This is a genomic window from Rhizobium sp. TH135 (assembly GCF_002855515.1).
Lineage (GTDB): Bacteria > Pseudomonadota > Alphaproteobacteria > Rhizobiales > Rhizobiaceae > Allorhizobium.
This window is the reverse complement of sequence record NZ_PKRP01000001.1, coordinates 858,815-877,533: the sequence shown is the minus strand read 5'-3', so window position 1 is coordinate 877,533 and position 18,719 is coordinate 858,815. Positions and strand designations below refer to the sequence as shown.

General features: G+C 62.3%; 17 protein-coding genes. 15 read left to right on the top strand and 2 right to left on the bottom strand.

What is annotated here, in order from left to right:
• The first annotated feature begins 37 nt into the window (after window positions 1–37).
• The 15 genes from bchF to idi are packed head-to-tail and all read left to right on the top strand — an operon-like array spanning window position 38 to window position 16,377.
• A complete protein-coding gene (gene bchF, locus C0V73_RS04180) occupies window positions 38–583 on the top strand; it encodes a 2-vinyl bacteriochlorophyllide hydratase (protein ID WP_102018698.1) in 546 nt (181 codons plus the stop codon).
• Window positions 580–1,881: a ferredoxin:protochlorophyllide reductase (ATP-dependent) subunit N gene (locus C0V73_RS04175; RefSeq protein ID WP_102018697.1), complete on the top strand. Its 1,302-nt coding sequence runs from the start codon at window positions 580–582 to the stop codon at window positions 1,879–1,881. Before bchF ends, C0V73_RS04175 begins: the two co-directional genes overlap by 4 nt.
• On the top strand, window positions 1,878–3,434 hold the full coding sequence (bchB, locus tag C0V73_RS04170) for a ferredoxin:protochlorophyllide reductase (ATP-dependent) subunit B (RefSeq protein ID WP_102018696.1): 1,557 nt from the start codon (window positions 1,878–1,880) through the stop codon (window positions 3,432–3,434). The genes C0V73_RS04175 and bchB overlap by 4 nt, the downstream gene beginning before the upstream one ends.
• Window positions 3,406–7,179, top strand: a complete 3,774-nt coding sequence (locus C0V73_RS04165; RefSeq protein WP_102018695.1) for a magnesium chelatase subunit H — start codon at window positions 3,406–3,408, stop codon at window positions 7,177–7,179. The genes bchB and C0V73_RS04165 overlap by 29 nt, the downstream gene beginning before the upstream one ends.
• On the top strand, window positions 7,176–8,105 hold the full coding sequence (gene bchL, locus C0V73_RS04160) for a ferredoxin:protochlorophyllide reductase (ATP-dependent) iron-sulfur ATP-binding protein (protein WP_054147805.1): 930 nt from the start codon (window positions 7,176–7,178) through the stop codon (window positions 8,103–8,105). The genes C0V73_RS04165 and bchL overlap by 4 nt, the downstream gene beginning before the upstream one ends.
• Before the next feature lie 7 nt (window positions 8,106–8,112).
• Window positions 8,113–8,829 carry a magnesium protoporphyrin IX methyltransferase gene (bchM, locus tag C0V73_RS04155; RefSeq protein WP_102018694.1) on the top strand — a complete coding sequence of 239 codons (717 nt, stop codon included), beginning with the start codon at window positions 8,113–8,115 and terminating at the stop codon, window positions 8,827–8,829.
• The gene (locus C0V73_RS04150) at window positions 8,826–10,265 is read left to right on the top strand and encodes a BCD family MFS transporter (RefSeq protein ID WP_102018693.1); all 1,440 of its coding nucleotides are present in this window, start codon (window positions 8,826–8,828) and stop codon (window positions 10,263–10,265) included. The genes bchM and C0V73_RS04150 overlap by 4 nt, the downstream gene beginning before the upstream one ends.
• Window positions 10,266–10,301: 36 nt before the next feature.
• Window positions 10,302–11,081 (top strand): photosynthetic reaction center subunit H, encoded by a 780-nt coding sequence (gene puhA / locus C0V73_RS04145; RefSeq protein WP_102018692.1) that lies wholly within the window; start codon window positions 10,302–10,304, stop codon window positions 11,079–11,081.
• Window positions 11,078–11,752, top strand: a complete 675-nt coding sequence (gene puhB / locus C0V73_RS04140; protein ID WP_102018691.1) for a photosynthetic complex putative assembly protein PuhB — start codon at window positions 11,078–11,080, stop codon at window positions 11,750–11,752. Before puhA ends, puhB begins: the two co-directional genes overlap by 4 nt.
• 9 nt (window positions 11,753–11,761) lie before the next feature.
• The gene (puhC, locus tag C0V73_RS04135) at window positions 11,762–12,256 is read left to right on the top strand and encodes a photosynthetic complex assembly protein PuhC (protein WP_102018690.1); all 495 of its coding nucleotides are present in this window, start codon (window positions 11,762–11,764) and stop codon (window positions 12,254–12,256) included.
• Window positions 12,253–12,558: a hypothetical protein gene (locus C0V73_RS04130; protein WP_102018689.1), complete on the top strand. Its 306-nt coding sequence runs from the start codon at window positions 12,253–12,255 to the stop codon at window positions 12,556–12,558. Before puhC ends, C0V73_RS04130 begins: the two co-directional genes overlap by 4 nt.
• Window positions 12,559–12,614: 56 nt before the next feature.
• On the top strand, window positions 12,615–13,664 hold the full coding sequence (gene acsF, locus C0V73_RS04125) for a magnesium-protoporphyrin IX monomethyl ester (oxidative) cyclase (protein WP_102018937.1): 1,050 nt from the start codon (window positions 12,615–12,617) through the stop codon (window positions 13,662–13,664).
• Between the two features lie 10 nt (window positions 13,665–13,674).
• Window positions 13,675–14,574, top strand: a complete 900-nt coding sequence (puhE, locus tag C0V73_RS04120; protein ID WP_102018688.1) for a putative photosynthetic complex assembly protein PuhE — start codon at window positions 13,675–13,677, stop codon at window positions 14,572–14,574.
• A complete protein-coding gene (gene hemA, locus C0V73_RS04115; RefSeq protein ID WP_102018687.1) occupies window positions 14,574–15,791 on the top strand; it encodes a 5-aminolevulinate synthase in 1,218 nt (405 codons plus the stop codon). Before puhE ends, hemA begins: the two co-directional genes overlap by 1 nt.
• A gap of 52 nt (window positions 15,792–15,843) precedes the next feature.
• Entirely contained in the window at window positions 15,844–16,377 is a 534-nt protein-coding gene (idi, locus tag C0V73_RS04110) for an isopentenyl-diphosphate delta-isomerase (RefSeq protein WP_102018686.1), read from the top strand.
• 176 nt (window positions 16,378–16,553) lie between these two features.
• Here the strand turns inward: idi and pufC are convergent, their stop codons facing one another.
• Window positions 16,554–17,729 carry a photosynthetic reaction center cytochrome PufC gene (pufC, locus tag C0V73_RS04105; protein ID WP_102018685.1) on the bottom strand — a complete coding sequence of 392 codons (1,176 nt, stop codon included), beginning with the start codon at window positions 17,727–17,729 and terminating at the stop codon, window positions 16,554–16,556.
• An 11-nt stretch (window positions 17,730–17,740) separates the two neighbouring features.
• A complete protein-coding gene (gene pufM, locus C0V73_RS04100) occupies window positions 17,741–18,709 on the bottom strand; it encodes a photosynthetic reaction center subunit M (protein WP_102018684.1) in 969 nt (322 codons plus the stop codon).
• Window positions 18,710–18,719: the final 10 nt, after the last annotated feature.

Sequence of the window (18,719 nt, the reverse complement as noted above, 5' to 3'; positions counted from 1 at the left end):
GCAATCCGGTCGCCTTTGGGAGGGGATGGGAGAAGGGATGACTGCCATGCGCATATCCAAACCATCGGCATCAAGCCGCGCGCTTTACACACCGGATGAGCGTCGCAGACGCGACGAAAGTGTGTGGACCCTGGTGCAGGGCATTCTCGCTCCCGTGCAATTTCTCGTCTTTCTCGTCAGTCTTGGATTGATCCTGCGCTTTCTGGCCACCGGCCAGGGGCTTTTTGCGGCGCAGATCTCCATCGTCGTGAAGACGCTGACCCTCTACGCCATCATGATCACCGGCTCGATCTGGGAGAAGAAGGTCTTTGACCGCTATCTCTTCGCCGGTCCGTTCTTCTGGGAAGACGTCTTCTCGATTCTGGTTCTGGCGCTCCACACGGCTTATCTCGTCGCGCTGTTCACCGGTGCGCTGACAGCCGACCAGTTGATGGCGCTCGCGCTCGCTGCCTATGTCACTTACGTCATCAATGCCGGACAGTTTCTCTGGAAGCTGCGTCTGGCCCGTCTCGACCAGGCCGGCAGCGCCGGTCCTGCCGGGGCGCTTGGAGATGGCTCTTCGCTGTCGGGGAGCGCGTCATGAACCAGCCCCTCGTTTCTTGCGCGCCGACCGCCACGATCCGCCAGCGCGGGCAGCATGAAGTTTTCTGCGGCTTGACCTCGATCATCTGGCTGCATCGCAAGGTTCAGGATGCCTTCTTCCTCGTGGTCGGATCCCGGACTTGCGCGCATCTGATCCAGTCTGCTGCCGGTGTGATGATCTTTTCCGAGCCGCGTTTTGCAACAGCGATCATGGAAGAGCGCGATCTGGCCGGCATGGTCGACATGCATGACGAACTCGACCGCGAAGTGGCCCGGCTGCTCGAGCGTCGCCCGGATATCCGTATGCTGGTGTTGGTCGGCTCCTGTCCGTCGGAGGTGATCAAGTTCGATCTCAATCGCGCTGCAGAACGTCTCGACAAGCGCTTCGGCTCCAGGCCGCGCGTGCTCTGCTATTCCGGCAGCGGTATTGAGACGACCTTCACCCAAGGCGAAGACAATTTCCTCGCTGCTCTTGTTCGCGATCAGGCCGTCCATGGGGCAAGCGAAAAGGTCGCCAAGCTCGTGGTGGCCGGTTCCGTCGCCGATGTGGTTGAGGACCAGTTTGCCCGGCTGCTCGATGAGATGGGTCTCGAAGATGTCGTGTTTCTGCCCGGCCGCAGCAGCGAGCGCCTGCCGAAGATCGGTCCCGAGACGCGCTTCATTCTGGCGCAACCCTATCTCGGTGCCACGGCAGCAGCGCTTGAAAGTCTCGGTGCTCGCCGGATCAACGCGCTTTTCCCGCTCGGCGAAGAAGGCACCACTGCCTGGCTGAAGGCGATTGCCGATACGTTCGGTGTCGCGCCTGCCCGCTTTGCGGCTATCACGGAGGCACCGCGCCGCCGCGCGCTCGAAGCCACGGCGCATTACCGCAGTGCCCTTGCCGGCAAGCGAATTTTCCTCTTCCCCGACAGCCAGATGGAACCGTCGCTCGCCCGCTATCTCAGCCGCGAGCTGGACGCCGAGATCATCGAGGTCGGCAGCCCCTATCTGCACCGCGAACATGTGGCGGGCGAGCTTGCCATGCTGCCGCCGGGTGTCTCCATTTCCGAGGGCCAGGACGTCGAAATCCAGATCGACCGTTGCCGCGCCGCCAAGCCGGACCTCGTGGTCTGCGGCATGGGGCTTGCCAATCCCTTCGAGGCCGAAGGGATTGTGACCAAGTGGTCGATCGAATTCGCCTTCACCCCGATCCAGGGCTATGAGCAGGCCGGTGATCTCGCCGAGCTCTTCGCTCGTCCGCTGACGCGCAAGGCCATGATCGCGGGCGACCGCTCCGGCAACCGGAGGGCCGCATCATGAAACTCACCATGTGGACCTATGAAGGACCGCCGCATGTTGGTGCCATGCGGATCGCCGCCTCGATGAAGGGCGTGCATTATGTGTTGCACGCGCCGCAGGGCGACACCTATGCCGACCTGCTTTTCACCATGATCGAGCGGCGCCCTTCCAGGCCGCCCGTTACCTACACGACATTTCAGGCGCGTGATCTCGCCGGCTCGACGGCCGATGTGTTCAAGAACGCCTGCCGCGATGCCGTCGAGCGCTTCCAGCCGGATGCGCTTCTGGTCGGTGCTTCCTGCACCGCAGAGCTCCTGCAGGACGATCCGGCAGGTCTTGCCAAGACGCTCGACGTGGCAATTCCGGTCGTACCCCTGGAGCTTCCTTCCTATCAGAAGAAGGAGAACTGGGGCGCTGCCGAGACCTTCTATCGGCTGGTGCGGACCTTTACCGGTGGCCGTGAGCGCCCGGCGGATATCGCGCCGAACAGTTGCAATATTCTCGGGCCATCGGCGCTCGGGTTTCGCAACCGTGACGACGTCACGGAAATTTCGCGGCTGCTTGCAGCCAACGGCATCGATGTCCGGGTCGTGGCTCCGCTCGGGGCGACGGTTGAGGATCTCGCCCGCCTGCCGGAGGCTGCCTTCAACATCGTTCTTTATCCGGAGATCGGCGATAGCGCCGCGCGTTATCTCAAGAAGACCTTCGGGATGCCCATTGTCTCGACCATCCCGATCGGCGTCGGTGCCACGCGTGCCTTCCTCGCGGAAGTGCGGGCATTGGCCGGGCTTCCGAACGATGAACTCGTTGGCGAGGCCGAGGATCGGGCAACCTGGTATGCACGCTCGGTCGACAGCAATTATCTCACCAACAAGCGTGTCTTCGTTTTCGGTGACGCGACCCATGCGATTGCCGCGGCCCGCATCGCCAGCCGCGAGCTCGGCTTCAAGGTCTGCGGCCTTGGCACCTATATGCGCGAATTTGCCCGCGAAGTGCGGGAAGCAGCCGAAGAGTTTGGCATCGAGGCGCTGATCAGCGACGATCATCTCGATGTCGAGCAGGCGATCATCGACGCCCGCCCGGAACTCGTGCTCGGGACACAGATGGAACGGCATATCGCCAAGCGTCTTCGGGTTCCCTGTGCCGTCATCTCGTCCCCTGTGCATGTCCAGGATTTCCCGGCCCGCTACTCGCCGCAGATGGGCTTCGAAGGCGCGAACGTGATCTTCGACAGCTGGGTTCATCCGCTGATGATGGGGCTCGAAGAGCACCTGTTGCAGATGTTCCGCGACGATTTCGAATTCAACGACGGGGCGACCGCGTCCCATCTGCATGAAACTCATGCTGCGGTTCCTGCGCCCGCCGCCCCGGTTGAAGTTGCGGCTCCTGCCGCTGCTGCCGTTGTTGAAGGACCTGTCGGCTGGACGGCTGAAGCCGAGACTGAACTGAAGAAAATACCCTTCTTCGTGCGCGGCAAGGCACGCCGCAACACAGAGCTCTTCGCCGCCGGCAAGGGCATTCAACCCATTACCGTGGAGACGCTGTATGACGCGAAAGCTCATTTCGCCCGCTGACAGCACCCCGGTCAGGGTTGTGCTGGTGACGCTGGACAATCACATGGGGGCAGCCGTCGACGACGCCCGTCGCAAACTTGCCGTCGATCTGCCGGGTCTGTCCCTCTCAGTGCATGCTGCGACTGACTGGAACGACGATCCGGCAAGCCTTGAGGACTGTCGCGCGGCAATCCTGGCCGGCGACATCGTCATCGTCTCGATGATCTTCGTCGAGGAGCATGTGCGGGCAATTGCCGATGTGCTCGAAGCGCGGCACCGCGAATGCGATGCCATGGTCTGCTGCATGTCGGCTGGCACGATCATGAAATACACCTCCATGGGCCGCTTCCGCATGAGCGAGGAGCAAAAGGGTCCCTTGGCCTTGTTGAAGAAGCTCCGGGGAAAAAGCTCGCGCGGTGGTAAGGACAGCGGTCGCACCGCCGGCGAGCGTCAGCTCGCCATGCTGCGTCGCCTGCCGCAATTGCTGCGCTTCATCCCGGGCACTGCCCAGGACGTGCGCAACTATTTCCTCACGCTGCAGTATCGCATCGCCGCCTCGGACGAGAACATCGCCAATATGGTGCGGCTCCTGGTCAACAAATATGCCAAGGGCGAGCGCAAGGCGCTTGCCGGTCGGCTGAGTGCCGGCGATCCGGTCGAATATCCGGAGGTCGGCCTTTATCATCCGCGGATCAAGCCGCGCGTGACGACGCGTCTTTCCGATCTGCCGTCGGTCTCGGGTGGTCGCGGCACGATCGGCGTGCTCCTGATGCGGACCTATATCCTGTCGGGTGATACCGGCCACTACGACCGCGTGATCCGCGAGCTGGAGACCCGCGGCTATAATGTTGTGCCGGTCTTTTGCAGCGGGCTCGACATGCGCGGCGCCATCGAGCGCTACATGCTGCCGGCCAATGGCGGCGTAACGATCGATGCGCTCTGCTCGCTCACCGGCTTCTCCCTGGTCGGTGGCCCCGCCTATAGCGATGCGGCTGCTGCCGCCCAGACGCTCGAAGCGCTCGACGTTCCCTATATCTCTGCCTTCGTCACCGAGTTCCAGACGAAAGAGGCTTGGCTGTCTTCGTCTCAGGGCCTGACCCCGATCGAAACCACGCTGATGGTCGCCATTCCCGAACTGGATGGTGCGATCGGCTCGATGGTCTTCGGTGGCCGGTCCGATGGTGGCGGCAAGCCGAAACCCTGCATCTGCTCGCGCGAACTGAGCGCCTGCCCGTCGGGTCGCTCCTGCATGCAGCCGGATTCCGAGCGGGTAACCCTCCTTGCCGACCGGCTCACCGCCATGGTCGATCTGCGTCGCAAGGCGCGCTTCGAGCGCCGCGTTGCGATCACCATGTTCAACTACCCACCGAACAGCGGCAGCATCGGCACGGCTGCCTATCTCTCGGTTTTCGAAAGCCTCTTTGAAACCATGCGCCGCCTGAAGGCGGAGGGTTATGACGTCGAATTGCCAGCGGATGCCGAGGCCTTGAAGGTCTCCATCCTCGAAGGCAATGCGCCACTCTACGGCACAGAGGCGAATGTCCATGTGGTCATTCCCGCCGACCAGCATGTACGCGGCGAAGTGCATCTGGCGGACATCGAAAAGCAATGGGGCCCAGCACCCGGACGTGTGCTCAGCAATGGTCGCGGCCTCTTCGTGCTCGGCCGTCAGTTCGGCAAGCTGCTGCTCGGGATCCAGCCTCCCTTCGGCTACGAAGGCGACCCGATGCGCTTGCTGTTCGAGGGCGGTTTTGCGCCGAACCACGCCTTTGCCGCTTACTACCGCTACCTGCGCGAGACCTACCAGGCCGATGCCGTGCTGCATTTCGGCACCCATGGTGCGCTCGAATTCATGCCGGGCAAGCAGGTTGGTTTGGCAGGCGATTGCTGGCCGGACCGTTTGCTCGGCGCCTTGCCGAATTTCTATCTCTATGCGGCCAACAATCCGTCGGAAGGCACGATCGCCAAGCGCCGGTCTGCGGCCACGCTCGTTTCTTATCTGACGCCACCGATCACCCATTCTGGTCTTTACAAGGGATTGAGCGACCTTAAGGGCAGCCTTGATCGCCACCGTGCTGCGGCTCCCGAAGCTCTGGTTGAGCGTGAGCGGCTGTTCCAGCTGATCCAGGTTCAGGCCGGACAGCTCGAACTTGGCAAGGACACGCTGGGGCTCGCCGAGGCCGATGTCATCCAGAAGCTGGTCGCCGAGGTGGCCGAGGTTGAATATGCGCTGATCCCACACGGCCTGCACATTGCCGGCCGCGGCATGGACGAAGCCGAACGGCTGGAAATGCTGGAGCACGTCGCGACCAACATGCCGTCGATCAGCCGTCACGGGCGGCAGGTTGAATTGCTGGGTGCCATCGCGAAGAGCGACCTCGTCTCCGTCGCGCGGATGACGAAGGATGCGGATGCCGAGCTCAAAGAGAGTGTCGACAAGCTGGTCACGATGAACCGTGAGCTTGCGGACAACGGCGAAATCGACGGCCTGATCCGGGCTCTCGATGGTCGTTATGTACTTCCCTCGCCATCCGGTGACCTGCTGCGCACGCCCGAACTCCTGCCGACCGGTCGCAACATCCATGGTTTCGATCCCTTCGGCATCCCGAGCGCCTTCGCTGTCCAGGACGGCGAGCGCCAGGCGGCGAAGATCCTCGAACGCTACCTCGCCACGGATGGGCGCCTGCCCGAAACGGTGGCTGTGGTTCTCTGGGGCACCGACAATCTGAAGACCGGTGGCGCGCCGCTGGCACAGGCCATGGCGCTGATGGGCGCCCGCCCGAAACTCGACGCCTACAATCGCGTCTGCGGCGCTGTTCTGGTGCCGCTCGAGGAACTGCAGCGCCCGCGCATCGATGCTGTCATGACCTTGTCGGGCATCTTCCGGGATCTCCTGCCCATCCAGGCCAGCATGCTGGCCGAGGCCAGCTATCTCGCCGCTATGGCCGACGAGCCGGTCGAGATGAACTTCATTCGCAAACATGCGCTCGCCTATTGCGAAAGCCATGGCTGCGATATCGAGGCTGCGGCCTACCGGGTCTTTTCAAATGCCGATGGTGCCTATGGCTCCAACGTCAACATGCTGGTCGCGTCGTCGTCCTGGAGCGACGATGACGAGATCGCCCAGACCTACAGCAATCGCAAGAGCTTCGCGATCAACCGTCGCGGCAAGACCAGTCACCAGGCCGAAGTGTTCGATGCGATGATCGGTCAGGTCGACATGGCCTATCAAAACCTCGATTCCGTCGAGATCGGCGTGACCACCATCGAGAACTATTTCGACACGCTGGGCGGCCTGACCAAGGCGGTCACGCGGGCCAAGGGTGGTGCGACGCTGCCGGTCTTCATCTCCGACCAGACGCAGGGAGAGGGACGTGTTCGTACCCTCGGTGAGCAGGTGGCGCTAGAGACACGCACACGCACGCTGAACCCGAAGTGGTTCGAAGGCATGCTGAAGCATGGCTACGAGGGTGTGCGCAACATCGAGACGCAGGTCACCAATACCTTCGGGTGGTCAGCCACGACAGGCGATGTGGACCCCTGGGTCTATCAGCAGATCACCGAAACCTTCGTGCTCGACGCTGCCATGCGCGAACGACTAGCCACACTCAATCCGGCCTCGGCCGCCCGTGTCGCCAACCGGCTGATCGAGGCGCATGAGCGCAACTATTGGCAGCCGGATGCAGAAACGCTCGCCGCCCTGAAACAGGCCGGTGAAGAATTGGAAGACCGTCTCGAGGGGCTGGTCAGGGAGGCTGCCCAATGAACATCTACACCCATGGCAAGATCGCCGAACGCGAGGCCCGCATCGCCGAGAAGCTCCGGGAGCGTGCCGATGGCGAAGGCAGCGTTCAGGTGCATCTCGACCCGACGATGGAGATCGACGGCGCCAAGGTCTTTGCTGTCTATGGCAAGGGCGGGATCGGCAAGTCGACGACGTCGTCGAACCTCTCGGTCGCCTTCTCCATGCTCGGCAAGCGCGTGCTGCAGATCGGCTGTGACCCGAAGCATGATTCCACCTTCACGCTGACCAAGAGCCTGATCCCGACTGTCATCGACGTTCTCGAAAAGGTCGATTTCCATTCGGAAGAACTCCGTCCGGAAGACTACATGGTCGAAGGATATAATGGCGTTCAGTGCATCGAGGCGGGCGGCCCGCCGGCCGGTACCGGCTGCGGCGGTTATGTCGTCGGCCAGACGGTCAAGCTCCTGAAGGAGCACCACCTGCTCGACGACACCGATGTCGTGATCTTCGACGTTCTCGGCGACGTGGTCTGTGGCGGCTTTGCCTCGCCGCTCCAACATGCCGAGCGCGCGGTCATCGTCGCTGCCAACGACTTCGATTCCATCTTCGCAATGAACCGGATCGTCGCTGCCATCAAGGCGAAGTCGAAGAACTACGATGTGCGCCTCGGCGGCGTGATCGCCAACCGGTCACGCGAGACGGACCAGATCGACCGCTACAACGCGGCGATCGGGCTGACCCGCCTCGCTCATGTGCCGGACAGTGACCATGTGCGCCTCAGCCGGCTGAAGAAGAGCACGCTGTTCGAGATGGGCGACAGCCCAGAGATCCTCGGCATCCAGAAGGAATACATGCAACTGGCCGAGCGCCTCTGGGCGGGTACGCCAGCACTTGAGGCCGAACCGATGAAGGACCGGGAAATCTTCGAATTTCTCGGTTTCGAGTGAGGTTGTCATGAGCCAGGCCGATTACATCAGACGCACCGGCGAGATCGAACACTACTTCGACCGCACCGCGCTCGATGCCTGGAAGCGGCTGACCGGCGACCAGCCGGTGAGCGGCATCCGCGCCACCGTACGCAAAGGTCGCGATGAGATGCGCGGTACGCTCGCTTCCTGGCTTCCGGCGGATCTGACGGGCTGGCGCATCCTCGATGCAGGCTGCGGTTCCGGTGTTCTTTCGTTCGAGCTCATCGCACGTGGTGCCGAAGTCGTTGGCATCGATCTCTCCGCGCAGATGATTGCCCATGCCCGCCAGCGGGCGCATGACATCGAAGCATCGCAGGGCCGCTTCAAAGGCTCGGTCACCTTCCATAGCGGCGACATGCTCGATCCGCGCCACGGTCGCTTCGATGCGGTGGTGGCAATGGATGTACTGATCCACTACCGCCCTGCCGACGCCGTTCGTGTGCTGCACACGCTGGCCGAACGCACCTCGCGTCAGATGATCTTTACGCTCGCTCCGGGCTCGCGCCTGCTGCGGGCCATGCTGGCTGCGGGCAAGGTGTTCCCGCGCGGCAACCGGGCGCCCGCGATCTATCCGGTCGATCCGGCGCGGCTTGTCGGACAAATGGTCAACCATCCTGACTTTGCCGACTGGCAGGCCGGTCGCAGCCACAAGGTCGCCGTCGGGTTCTATACCTCGCAAGCTATGGAGGTGATCCGGTCATGACGATCGCTGCCGCCAACCGCAAAATGATCTCGTTCTGGCAGAAGCTCGGAACGCGCTTCATGCCGTTTGCGGATGCGGCGTCGGCCGAGATGCCGCTGTCGAGGCTGCTGCGTCTTTCGTTGTTCCAGGTTTCCGCCGGTTGCGTGCTCGTTCTCCTGACCGGGACATTGAACCGCGTGTTGATCGTCGAGCTCGGTGTTTCCGTTGCGCTCGTCTCGGCGGTCGTCGCCATTCCGGTTCTCGCTGCTCCGCTGCGGCTGCTCTTCGGCTTCCGCTCGGATACCTATAAATCAGTGCTTGGCTGGCGGCGTGTTCCCTATGTCTGGCTCGGCAGCCTGCTGCAATTCGGCGGCCTGGCGATCATGCCCTTTGCCCTACTTCTTCTTCAATCGCAGACGCTTGGCCCCGATTGGGCTGGCGCCGCAGGTGCAAGCCTTGCCTTCATCTTGACCGGCTTCGGCATGCATATGTCGCAGACCGCAGGGCTCGCACTTGCCAGTGATCTTGTGCCCGAGGAAAAGCGCCCGCGGGTCGTGGCGCTCCTCTATTTTATGCTGCTCGCCGGCATGATCGGGGCCTCCAGCTTCTACAGCGTGTTCCTGGTCGATTTCTCGCCGAAGGTGCTGATTCAGGTCATCCAGGGCACGGCGCTGCTCACCATCATCATCAATGTCATCGCCATCTGGAAGCAGGAGGCGCGCGATGTGCGCCGCACGGCGGTCGACCGGGATCTGTCGAGCTTCTTCGACGCGCTTGAAGACTATCGCAGCGCGCCCGGCGTCATGCGGCTTCTGCTGGCGGTCGCCATCGGATCAGCGGCCTTTTCGATGCAGGACATCCTGCTCGAGCCCTATGGTGGCGAAATCCTCGGCCTGTCCGTTGGCGAAACAACGCGCCTGACGGGTCTCTGGGCCTTCGGAACCATGATCGGCTTTGCCTGGGCAGCCCACAGCCTGCAGCATGGCGCGCAAATGTACCGGGTTGCGGCGCGGGGCCTGCTCATCGGTCTTGGCGCCTTCCTGGCTGTCATCTTCGCCTCGCCGCTCGGTTTCAACGCGCTCTTCCATCTCGGTGCCTTCGGTATCGGTCTGGGCGGCGGGTTATTCGCCGTCGGCACGATGCTGGCTGCCATGGGCATTGCCGAGCGCTCGGACAGTGGCCTTGTCGTCGGCGCCTGGGGTGCCGTGCAGGCGACCGCGATCGGCGCCAGCATGCTGGCCGGCGGCGTGATCAAGAACACGATCAATGCGCTGGCGCTCAACGGCTCGCTGGGCGAGGCCATGATGACCCCGGCTGCTGGGTATCTGGTCGTCTACACCTTTGAAATCATTCTCCTCTTCCTGTGCCTGGCGGTCCTGGGTCCGCTCACCGGCCGGCGCTATCAGAGGGACTATCTGCAAGACATGCGTTTTGGACTGGCGGAGCTGCCCGGCTGACCGCCGGCGGATGCGCTTTACACGGGAGGGTCTGATATGACCGGGTCGTTGGTTGGGAATATCGATGTTGCACAAGTGGTGCTTTATGCGTTCTGGCTCTTCTTTGCGGGGCTGATCTGGTATCTGCGTCAGGAAGACCGTCGCGAGGGCTATCCGCTCGAAGAGGATGTCACGGGCCGCTACAACAAGAGCCCCTGGCTCTTCGTGCCGCCGAAGAAGACCTTCCTCCTGCCGCATGGCCAGGGCATCCGGCATGCTCCAGATTTCAAGCGCGACGAGCGCACGTTCTCCAGCCGCCGCATTGCACCGGCACCGGGCTATCCGATCGAGCCAGTCGGCAATCCGCTGCTCGCAGGCATCGGTCCTGGCTCCTGGGCCGAACGTTCCGACAAGCCTGACGTAACGGCTCATGGCGACGCCCGTATCGTGCCGATGCGTGTGGCTGAGGGTTTCGGTCTCGCACAAGGTGCCGCCGACCCCCGCGGGCTTTCCGTCCTCGGCTGTGACCGTCAGGTGGCCGGAACCGTCAAGGACATCTGGGTTGACCGGGCCGAACATCTTATCCGCTACTACGAAGTCGAACTCGGGGAAGGCGGGCGTACCGTGCTTCTGCCCAACAACTTCGTCGTCTTCGGCACGGGCCGCGGCAATGTCCGCTACCTCTATGTGCATGCGGTGATGGCAGCACAGTTCGCTGATGTGCCCGCGACCGCCCGCCCCGAACTCGTGACCCTGCTCGAGGAAGACAAGATCGCCGCCTATTTCGGCGCTGGTCTCCTCTATGCGGATCGCTTTCGCCAGGAGCCACTGCTGTGAAACAGTTCGTCACCCGTGAGCATGAAATCGAGCCGCTGCCGGGTCTTCCCGGCATGCCTCCGGTCGGCGAGGTCATCCTGTGGCAAGGGCGGCCATCATCTGCCCTGGTCGCTCGCCATCTGCTGAAAGTCCGCTGGATCGTCGGCTATTTCCTGATCCTTGCCAGCTGGGCGATTGCGGCCGGTTTTTCGGATGGCCACCCGGCGGGCGGCATCCTCTTCTCGGTCGCCGTTCTGACGGCACTCGCCGGTCTGCTGATCGGCATGATCGAGCTGTTTTCCTGGGCGGTGGAGAAGACGACCCTCTACACGATCACCACGGAGCGCATCGTGATGCGCTTCGGTGTTGCGATCTCCATGACCCTCAATCTCCCCTTCCGCCAGATCGACAGCGTGTCGCTCGCCCGGATCGGTGAGAAGGCCGGCTTGATCGCGATCGCGCTTGTACCTGAACAGCGCCTTTCCTGGCTCATCCAGTGGCCGCATGTGCGCGGCTTCCGCTTCCCCAAGCCCGAGCCGAGCCTGATCTACCTGCCCGACGCGACAAAGGTGGCCAATGTGTTGTCGGTTGCGATCGGCCAGTATCGCGGTGCGCGGGCCGAGCAGCCGCGGATCATCGTGCAAGAGACAGCCGGAAGCGCCATGCCGCCTTCCGTTGTCGCCGCCGAATAGGAGCGCGTCATGGGATCGGCTTCGCATCTCGGCTACTGGGCAGACCGCAAGGGCAAGACGCCAAATCGCGTGCCCCGTGGCTTGTTTTTCGGTCTTGTCGGTCTTCTCGCCTTCACAGCGGGCGCAATTCTCTTCGGCAAGACGACGGGGCTTGGCCTCGTCACGCAGCAGCAGGGTGCGCCGGTCGGCATTCGCGATCTCATGATCACGCGCAGTTCGTCCGATTTCGTCGTCGTCACCGACGCGGCGACCGGCCAGGAGATTGCCAGCTACGGCCCCCAGGCGGGCGGCTTCGTTCGCGGCTCGCTCCGGGCGTTCGAGCGCATGCGCCAGGTGGCCAAGGTGCCGTTCGACACACCTTACCGGCTGATCAAGTGGGAAGCCGGTTCCGTCAGCCTGTCCGACACGGGCACCGGCGAGCGGATTTATCTCGATGCCTTTGGCCGCGACAACGTGGCCGCATTCGAAGCCCTTCTGGGCTCACAGGGAGGAGAAAGCCAATGAACCCGGTCTTTGCCTTGATGCGACGGAAGGAGACGGTCGATTGTACCGTCGAAATCAACAACACCTTCGAGGCGCTCGGTGCGCATCTGAGGTTCGACAACGGGGTGGTCGTCCATCCGGGTGATGAAGTGCTCGTGCACGGCGCACCGGTCCAGATCCCCTATGGCTCCAGCCAGAATTTCCGCCGCAAGGCAACAATCACCCGGGCCGGCGCGCTGGAGCGGGCCTGGATCCGCGCCACCGGCGACCTGGATATGATGGAATTGTGCGAATTCAGCTTCACGGAGAGGGCACTGTCATGAACAACCATGTTTCGCCAAGCGATCTTTCCGATCACGAGCCGACCGTCGAGGAGCGCATGGCCGGGGTCAGCGACACGACCCGCAGCGCGCTCGTCTCCACGATGCTCACTCCCCGCTTCTACACCACCGATTTCGAAGAGATGGACAAGATCAATGTCGAGCCGGTGCGTGCCGAATGGGACGTGTTGATCGCCCAGATGAAGAGCGATCCGAACCGTGGCCACTTCAAGCGCAACGAGCAGTGGGACGATATCGACATCGACGGCCTGCCGGACGATCTGCGCGAGGAATTCATCGACTTCCTCGTCTCGTCGCTCACCTCCGAATTCTCTGGCTGCGTGCTCTACAAGGAGATGAAGCGGCGCGGCAAGAACCAGGAGATCTGCGAACTCTTCGGCTATATGAGCCGCGACGAGTCCCGCCATGCCGGTTTCATCAATGATGCGCTGAAGGAATTCGGCATCGGCGTGAACATGGGCTTCCTGGCAAAGGCCAAGAAATACACCTTCTTCAAGCCGAAATTCATCTACTACGCGACCTATCTGTCCGAGAAGATCGGCTATGCCCGCTACATCACCATCTTCCGGCATCTCGAAAAGCATCCGGACAAGCGCTTCCACCCGATCTTCAAGTGGTTCCGCGAATGGTGCAATGACGAGTTCTCCCATGGTGAGGCCTTCTCGCTGATCATCCGCTCCGACAAGCGGCTGATGGAGGGCATGAACAAGTACTGGATCAAGTTCTTCCTGCTCGCCGTCTTTGCGACCATGTATGTGCGCGACCACATGCGGCCGGCCTTCCACAAGGGTCTCGGCGTCGACATCGACGATTACGACATGAAGGTTTTCCGGCTGACGAGCGAGATCTCGCGCCAGTGCTTCCCACTCGTGCTCGATCTCGACAATCCGGCCCTGCATGAAGGCTTCCGCCGGATGGAGCGGATCAACCGCCGGGTCATGGCTGCCGATGCCAAGGGCGGGATTTCCGGCCGTATCGCCAAGGGCTTCTGGTCGGCGGCGGCAGCGGTCAATTTTATCAGGATGTATGTCATTCCGACGAAGTCGAACGCCATCCCTGCCACGTCCCGCCTTCAGCCGGTCTGGTAAGGAGATTGCCATGACCTTCACGCACCCGCTCGCTGTCGTTCTGGTCGCCATCTCCGTATGGTGGCTTTCGACCGGGCTGGTGCTGGCCATGGTCAACCGTTCGGACGGCCCGCGGGGCAGGGGCCTTGTTCTGATGGGCCTGATGACCATCGTCGGAGCATTCGGCTTTGTCTTGATGCTCTACGGCGCCCGCGAGCCGACGGTCCTTGGATCCTATGCCGGTTTCTTTGGCGCACTGCTCGTCTGGGCCTGGCACGAAGCTGCCTTCCTGACAGGGATCCTGACAGGTCGGCGCACGGGTGAATGCCCTCCGGATCTCACCGGCTTTCGCCGTTTCCGGGCTGCCTGGGAGGCGGTGAGTGATCATGAGATCGCCATTCTCGTCACCGCAGTCGCACTTTGGCTGTCGCTCCAAGGATCGGTCAATCTCTTCGGGCTTGCCGCCTTCGGACTGCTCTGGGGCATGCGGATCTCGGCCAAGCTCGTCATTTTCCTAGGCGCGCCACATGCCGTCAGCGAGTTGATGCCGAAAGGCATCCGGCACCTGAAGAGCTACTTCAAGACAGACCGGATGACGCCTCTGTTTCCCGTCTTCCTGGCGATCGCTGCAGGCCTGTTCGCCGTCCTCGTCGTGGGGGCAAACCGCGCGACCCAGGCGCATTCCGTCGTCGGCCACACGCTGCTGGCGACGTTCATGGCACTTGCCATCATCGAACACCTTGTTCTCGTGCTTCCCGTTTCCGACACGGCGCTGTGGCGCTGGGCGATGGCAAGGCAGGAACGGGCAAACCTCGTCATTCGCCCTTCGGCGGACGGCGTTTCCGCACTCAAGGAGGCTGGGCCTGTGTCTGTGCCGCACCCCTCCTGGACAGCAATTGGACAAGACACGATCGGGAAGAGGAAAGACTGATGACTGTTTTCCAGCACATGGAAGAGGCGCTCGCCGGCCTGCACACTGCCGGCAACTACCGCGTATTCGCGGATCTGGAGCGTCAGTGCTCGGCCTTTCCGAAAGCCGCGTTTCACAATGGTGACGGAACGGCCCGCGAGGTCACCGTCTGGTGCTCGAACGATTATCTCGGCATGGGCCAGAACCCGCTCGTGACTGAAAGAATGATCGAGGTTGTGCGCAAGTGCGGCGCCGGTGCCGGCGGCACGCGTAACATCTCCGGTACCAACCACTATCACGTCCTGCTCGAGCACGAGCTTGCGGACCTGCATGGCAAGGAAGGCGCGCTGATCTTCACATCGGGTTACGTGTCCAACTGGGCAGCGCTCGGAACGCTTCTCTCGAAGATCCCCGGCATCATCTGCTATTCGGACTCGCTCAATCACGCTTCGATGATCGAAGGCATTCGTCATTCCCGCTGCATCAAGCGACAGTTCCGCCACAATGACTACAAGCATCTGCGTGAGCTGATGGCGGCCGACGATCCGGCAGCGCCGAAGCTGGTCGCGTTCGAGAGCGTTTATTCGATGGATGGCGACATCTCGCCGATCAAGGAGATCTGCGATGTCGCCGACCAGTTCGGCGCGATCACCTATCTCGACGAAGTGCATGCGGTCGGCATGTACGGCCCGCGCGGTGGCGGTGTCGCCGAGCGCGAAGGCCTGATGGACCGTCTGACGGTCATCGAGGGCACACTCGGCAAGGCTTTCGGTGTCATGGGCGGTTACATCACCGGTCCGGCCGTGCTCGTGGACTTCGTGCGCTCGTTTGCCTCTGGCTTCATCTTCACGACCGCGATCCCGCCAGCGCTTGCTGCAGGTGCCACTGCGTCGATCCGTCATCTGAAGGAAAGCAGCTTCGAGCGCCACATGCATCAGGCGACCGTTGCCAAGGTGCGGCGGGCGCTCGACGTCCGTGGAATTCCGCATATGCCCAATCCGAGCCACATCGTGCCGGTCATGGTCGGCAATGCGGCGAAGTGCAAATGGATCTCGGACGTATTGCTCGACGATTTCGGCATCTACGTGCAGCCGATCAACTATCCGACGGTCGCTGTCGGCAAGGAGCGGCTGAGGATCACGCCAACCCCGCTGCACAGCGATGCCGACATCGACCATCTGGCCGAGGCGCTCTGTTCGCTATGGTCGAAATGCGCGCTGGCGCGGGCGGTTGCCTAAACGGGGTAAAACCCGTATCGGCAGGCTCAGGATCTCTGTGGAACCGGACAGGATGACCGAAAGCATTTACATCCCGGCGATTGCCGGTGACGGATCGCTTTTTCCGATCGAGAAGATGCAGGCCCATCTCGATGGGCAGTTGCATCTTGCCGTCTCAGTTTTCGTCTTCGACGGCGATCTGCTGCTGATCCAGAAGCGGGCCGCAAGCAAGTATCACTGCGCCGGTCTCTGGGCCAACACGTGCTGTACACATCCCCATTGGGACGAGACCGTCGAGCACTGCGCCGAGCGTCGCCTCACCGAGGAGCTCGGCTTTACCCTGCCGCTGACCCGGCATCAGACCGTCGAATATGCGGCTGATGTGGGCGAGGGTTTGAAGGAGCACGAACGGGTCACCCTGTTCAGCGCACAAGTCGACAGCCAGACGCTGCAGGTCGAGCCCGTCGCCGACGAGGTGGATGAAGTGCGCTGGATCACTCCTGGCGAGTTGCTTCGGGAGGTGCGTGAGCGTCCTCAGGATTTCACGCCCTGGTTCCGCATCTATCTGCAACGCTTTCCCGGGCTCAGCTTCGCCGAAGCGGCCTGATAGAGACCTATCCCCCTCATTCTCCGCATATGAAACAAGTCCGCATCGGTAGCCTGGAGGTTACCGATGCGGATTGCGTTTGCTGTGGGTAGAAGCACCTGCAACAATAAAAGAAGCGCAAAAAGAAAGGGAGCCCGAGAGCTCCCCTTCCTCTTGCGGCCCGCCTTGGGAGGCCGTCAATCGCTGGCAGTCGGCGGGGACGATGGCGGCAGCAGGACGGCCGCTGTCTCGGACTTTGGTGCTGCGAGCGGCAGAGTGCTGCTCTGTTCAGCCGGTGCCATCCGTTGCGTCACGCCCGGCTGATAGGTGGTGAAGTCCGGCACCGTGATCGGGCCCTTCTTGGCGAGGGAGTCGACATAGTCCTGCAGCATCGAGGTTCCATAGAGCGGCTTCTGCACGCCGGCATGGCAGGTGCCGCAGCCGACCTTGAAGACATCACCCTCGGGGCCCTTGCGGGTGTCCGGGAAGACGGGCGTCAGGCCGACCATGTAGTTGGCATTGACGTCGCGCACCATGCGGATCCCGTGCCAGGCGGTCACACGCTGCGGAGGGCTTTCGTCCCAGGCGTTGAAGGCACGAGAGTTGTGGCAGGTCGTGCAGTTCACGCCGAGAGACTCGGACATGTGCATCATCAGCGACCAGGTGGCCTCCGTCTCCTTGGTGCCAGCCGGATTGGTGCCGGTCGGCAGGGCGGTGTTGGAGTGCACCCGGATCGGCTTGGCATCCAGCAGATAGTCTTTCAGAACATTCTGCGGCAGCGACGAGTTGCCGCCGAACTTGGCGACGACGTTCTGGCCCGCGCGGTTCTGGGTCATGCCGCCGGCCGGCTTGGGTTCCAGATCCTCGTACCAATAGTTGACCGGGATCGCCTGGCCGCGGTGACAGGTGTAGCAGGTGGCGCCGACCTGGCCGACATGGCTCTGCCAGTCGACATTGATGGCCTGCGTCATCTGGATCATCCGGCGCGCAACGACCTTCTGATAGACTTCGTCGGAAGCGAGGTTTTCCGGGTTGTGGCAGTAGTTACAGCCGGCTTCCGGCGCGATCCATTCCGTGATCGAGGCCATGAACTGGTTGAACTGGTCGTCGGAGAGATCGCCGAGGATCTGCACGTTTTCATAGAGATCGCGTGCCTTGTCGCCTGCGGGATCTGCTTCCCAGGGCGCGGGAGGCACGACGTTTGCGAGCTTCAGCGCTTCCTGCTTCTCGACATCGCGGTGGACATACATGCCGGTGCCGCGAAAACCGATCTGTTCGCTTTCGACAGGCGGTGCGTCCCAGCCGGCGCCGACGAAGCTTGCGATCGTCAGCAGTGAACCGGCGGAGACGGCGAAGGGGATCCAGAGTTTCATCGTCGTTCTCCTCAAAGCGCCGGGTCAACGACGCCGGGATAGCCCGGCAGCGGGGACACGATCCCGTGGTTGATGCCCCAGAGGTACCAGTTGTCGACAACCGTGCCTGTCAGCAGGATGCCGATGCCGCCGGTAATCGGGGTCAGAATGGCAAACCACCAGGCCCAGCGGTGGACGGATTCCATGGTGGCGTTGAAGCCCATGGTCCATCTCCAGAAGAGGGCTGCGCGTTCGGAGGCCGTGCCGCGATCGGTGATCTGCTCGAGCTCGCGTTCACCGCCGTATTTGCCGACGGCGAGGATCGTTGCGCCATGCATGGCGAACAGCAGGACCGAGCCATAGAGGAAGACGATCGAGAGGCAGTGGAACGGATTGTAGTAGAGATTGCCGTAACGGATCGAGAAAGCGGCCGTCCAGTCGAGATGCGGGAAGATGCCGAAGGGCACGGCTTCCGAGAAATTGCCCATCAGGAGCGGACGGATGAAGCCGAGCACGAGGAAGAGCCAGATCGCGGCGGCGAAAGCCCAGGCGACATGCGTGCCCATTTCCAGCTGGCGTGCCCGGCGATAAACGCGCACCCACCACAGAAGGATCGATGTCGTCAGGAAGAAGCCGGCAATCAGCCACCAGCCACCTTCCGCCAGTGGCGGCAGGACCTTGAGGCCATACTTTGCCGGTGGTGGTTCAAGCCCCAGCCAGAAGAGCTGGCGAACGAACTGGATGGGGTCCCAGCCGACCGAGGCCAGCATGTTGAGGCCGATGATCTCGAAGGCGATGAAGCCGAAGACCAGCGAGAGCGTGCCGAGATAGCCGAGATAGATCGGTCCGATCTGGGCGTTGCCGATCATGCCGAACAGCTGCACCAGCATTGGCTTGCCTGCGCGCGGGCTGTCGCCGGCGGGAAGGGGCATGCCCTCTTCCAGCGGACCGCTGACCTGGATCGGCGTAATGATGTTTTGATACTGCGCTAATAAGAACATGGTCCGGTCC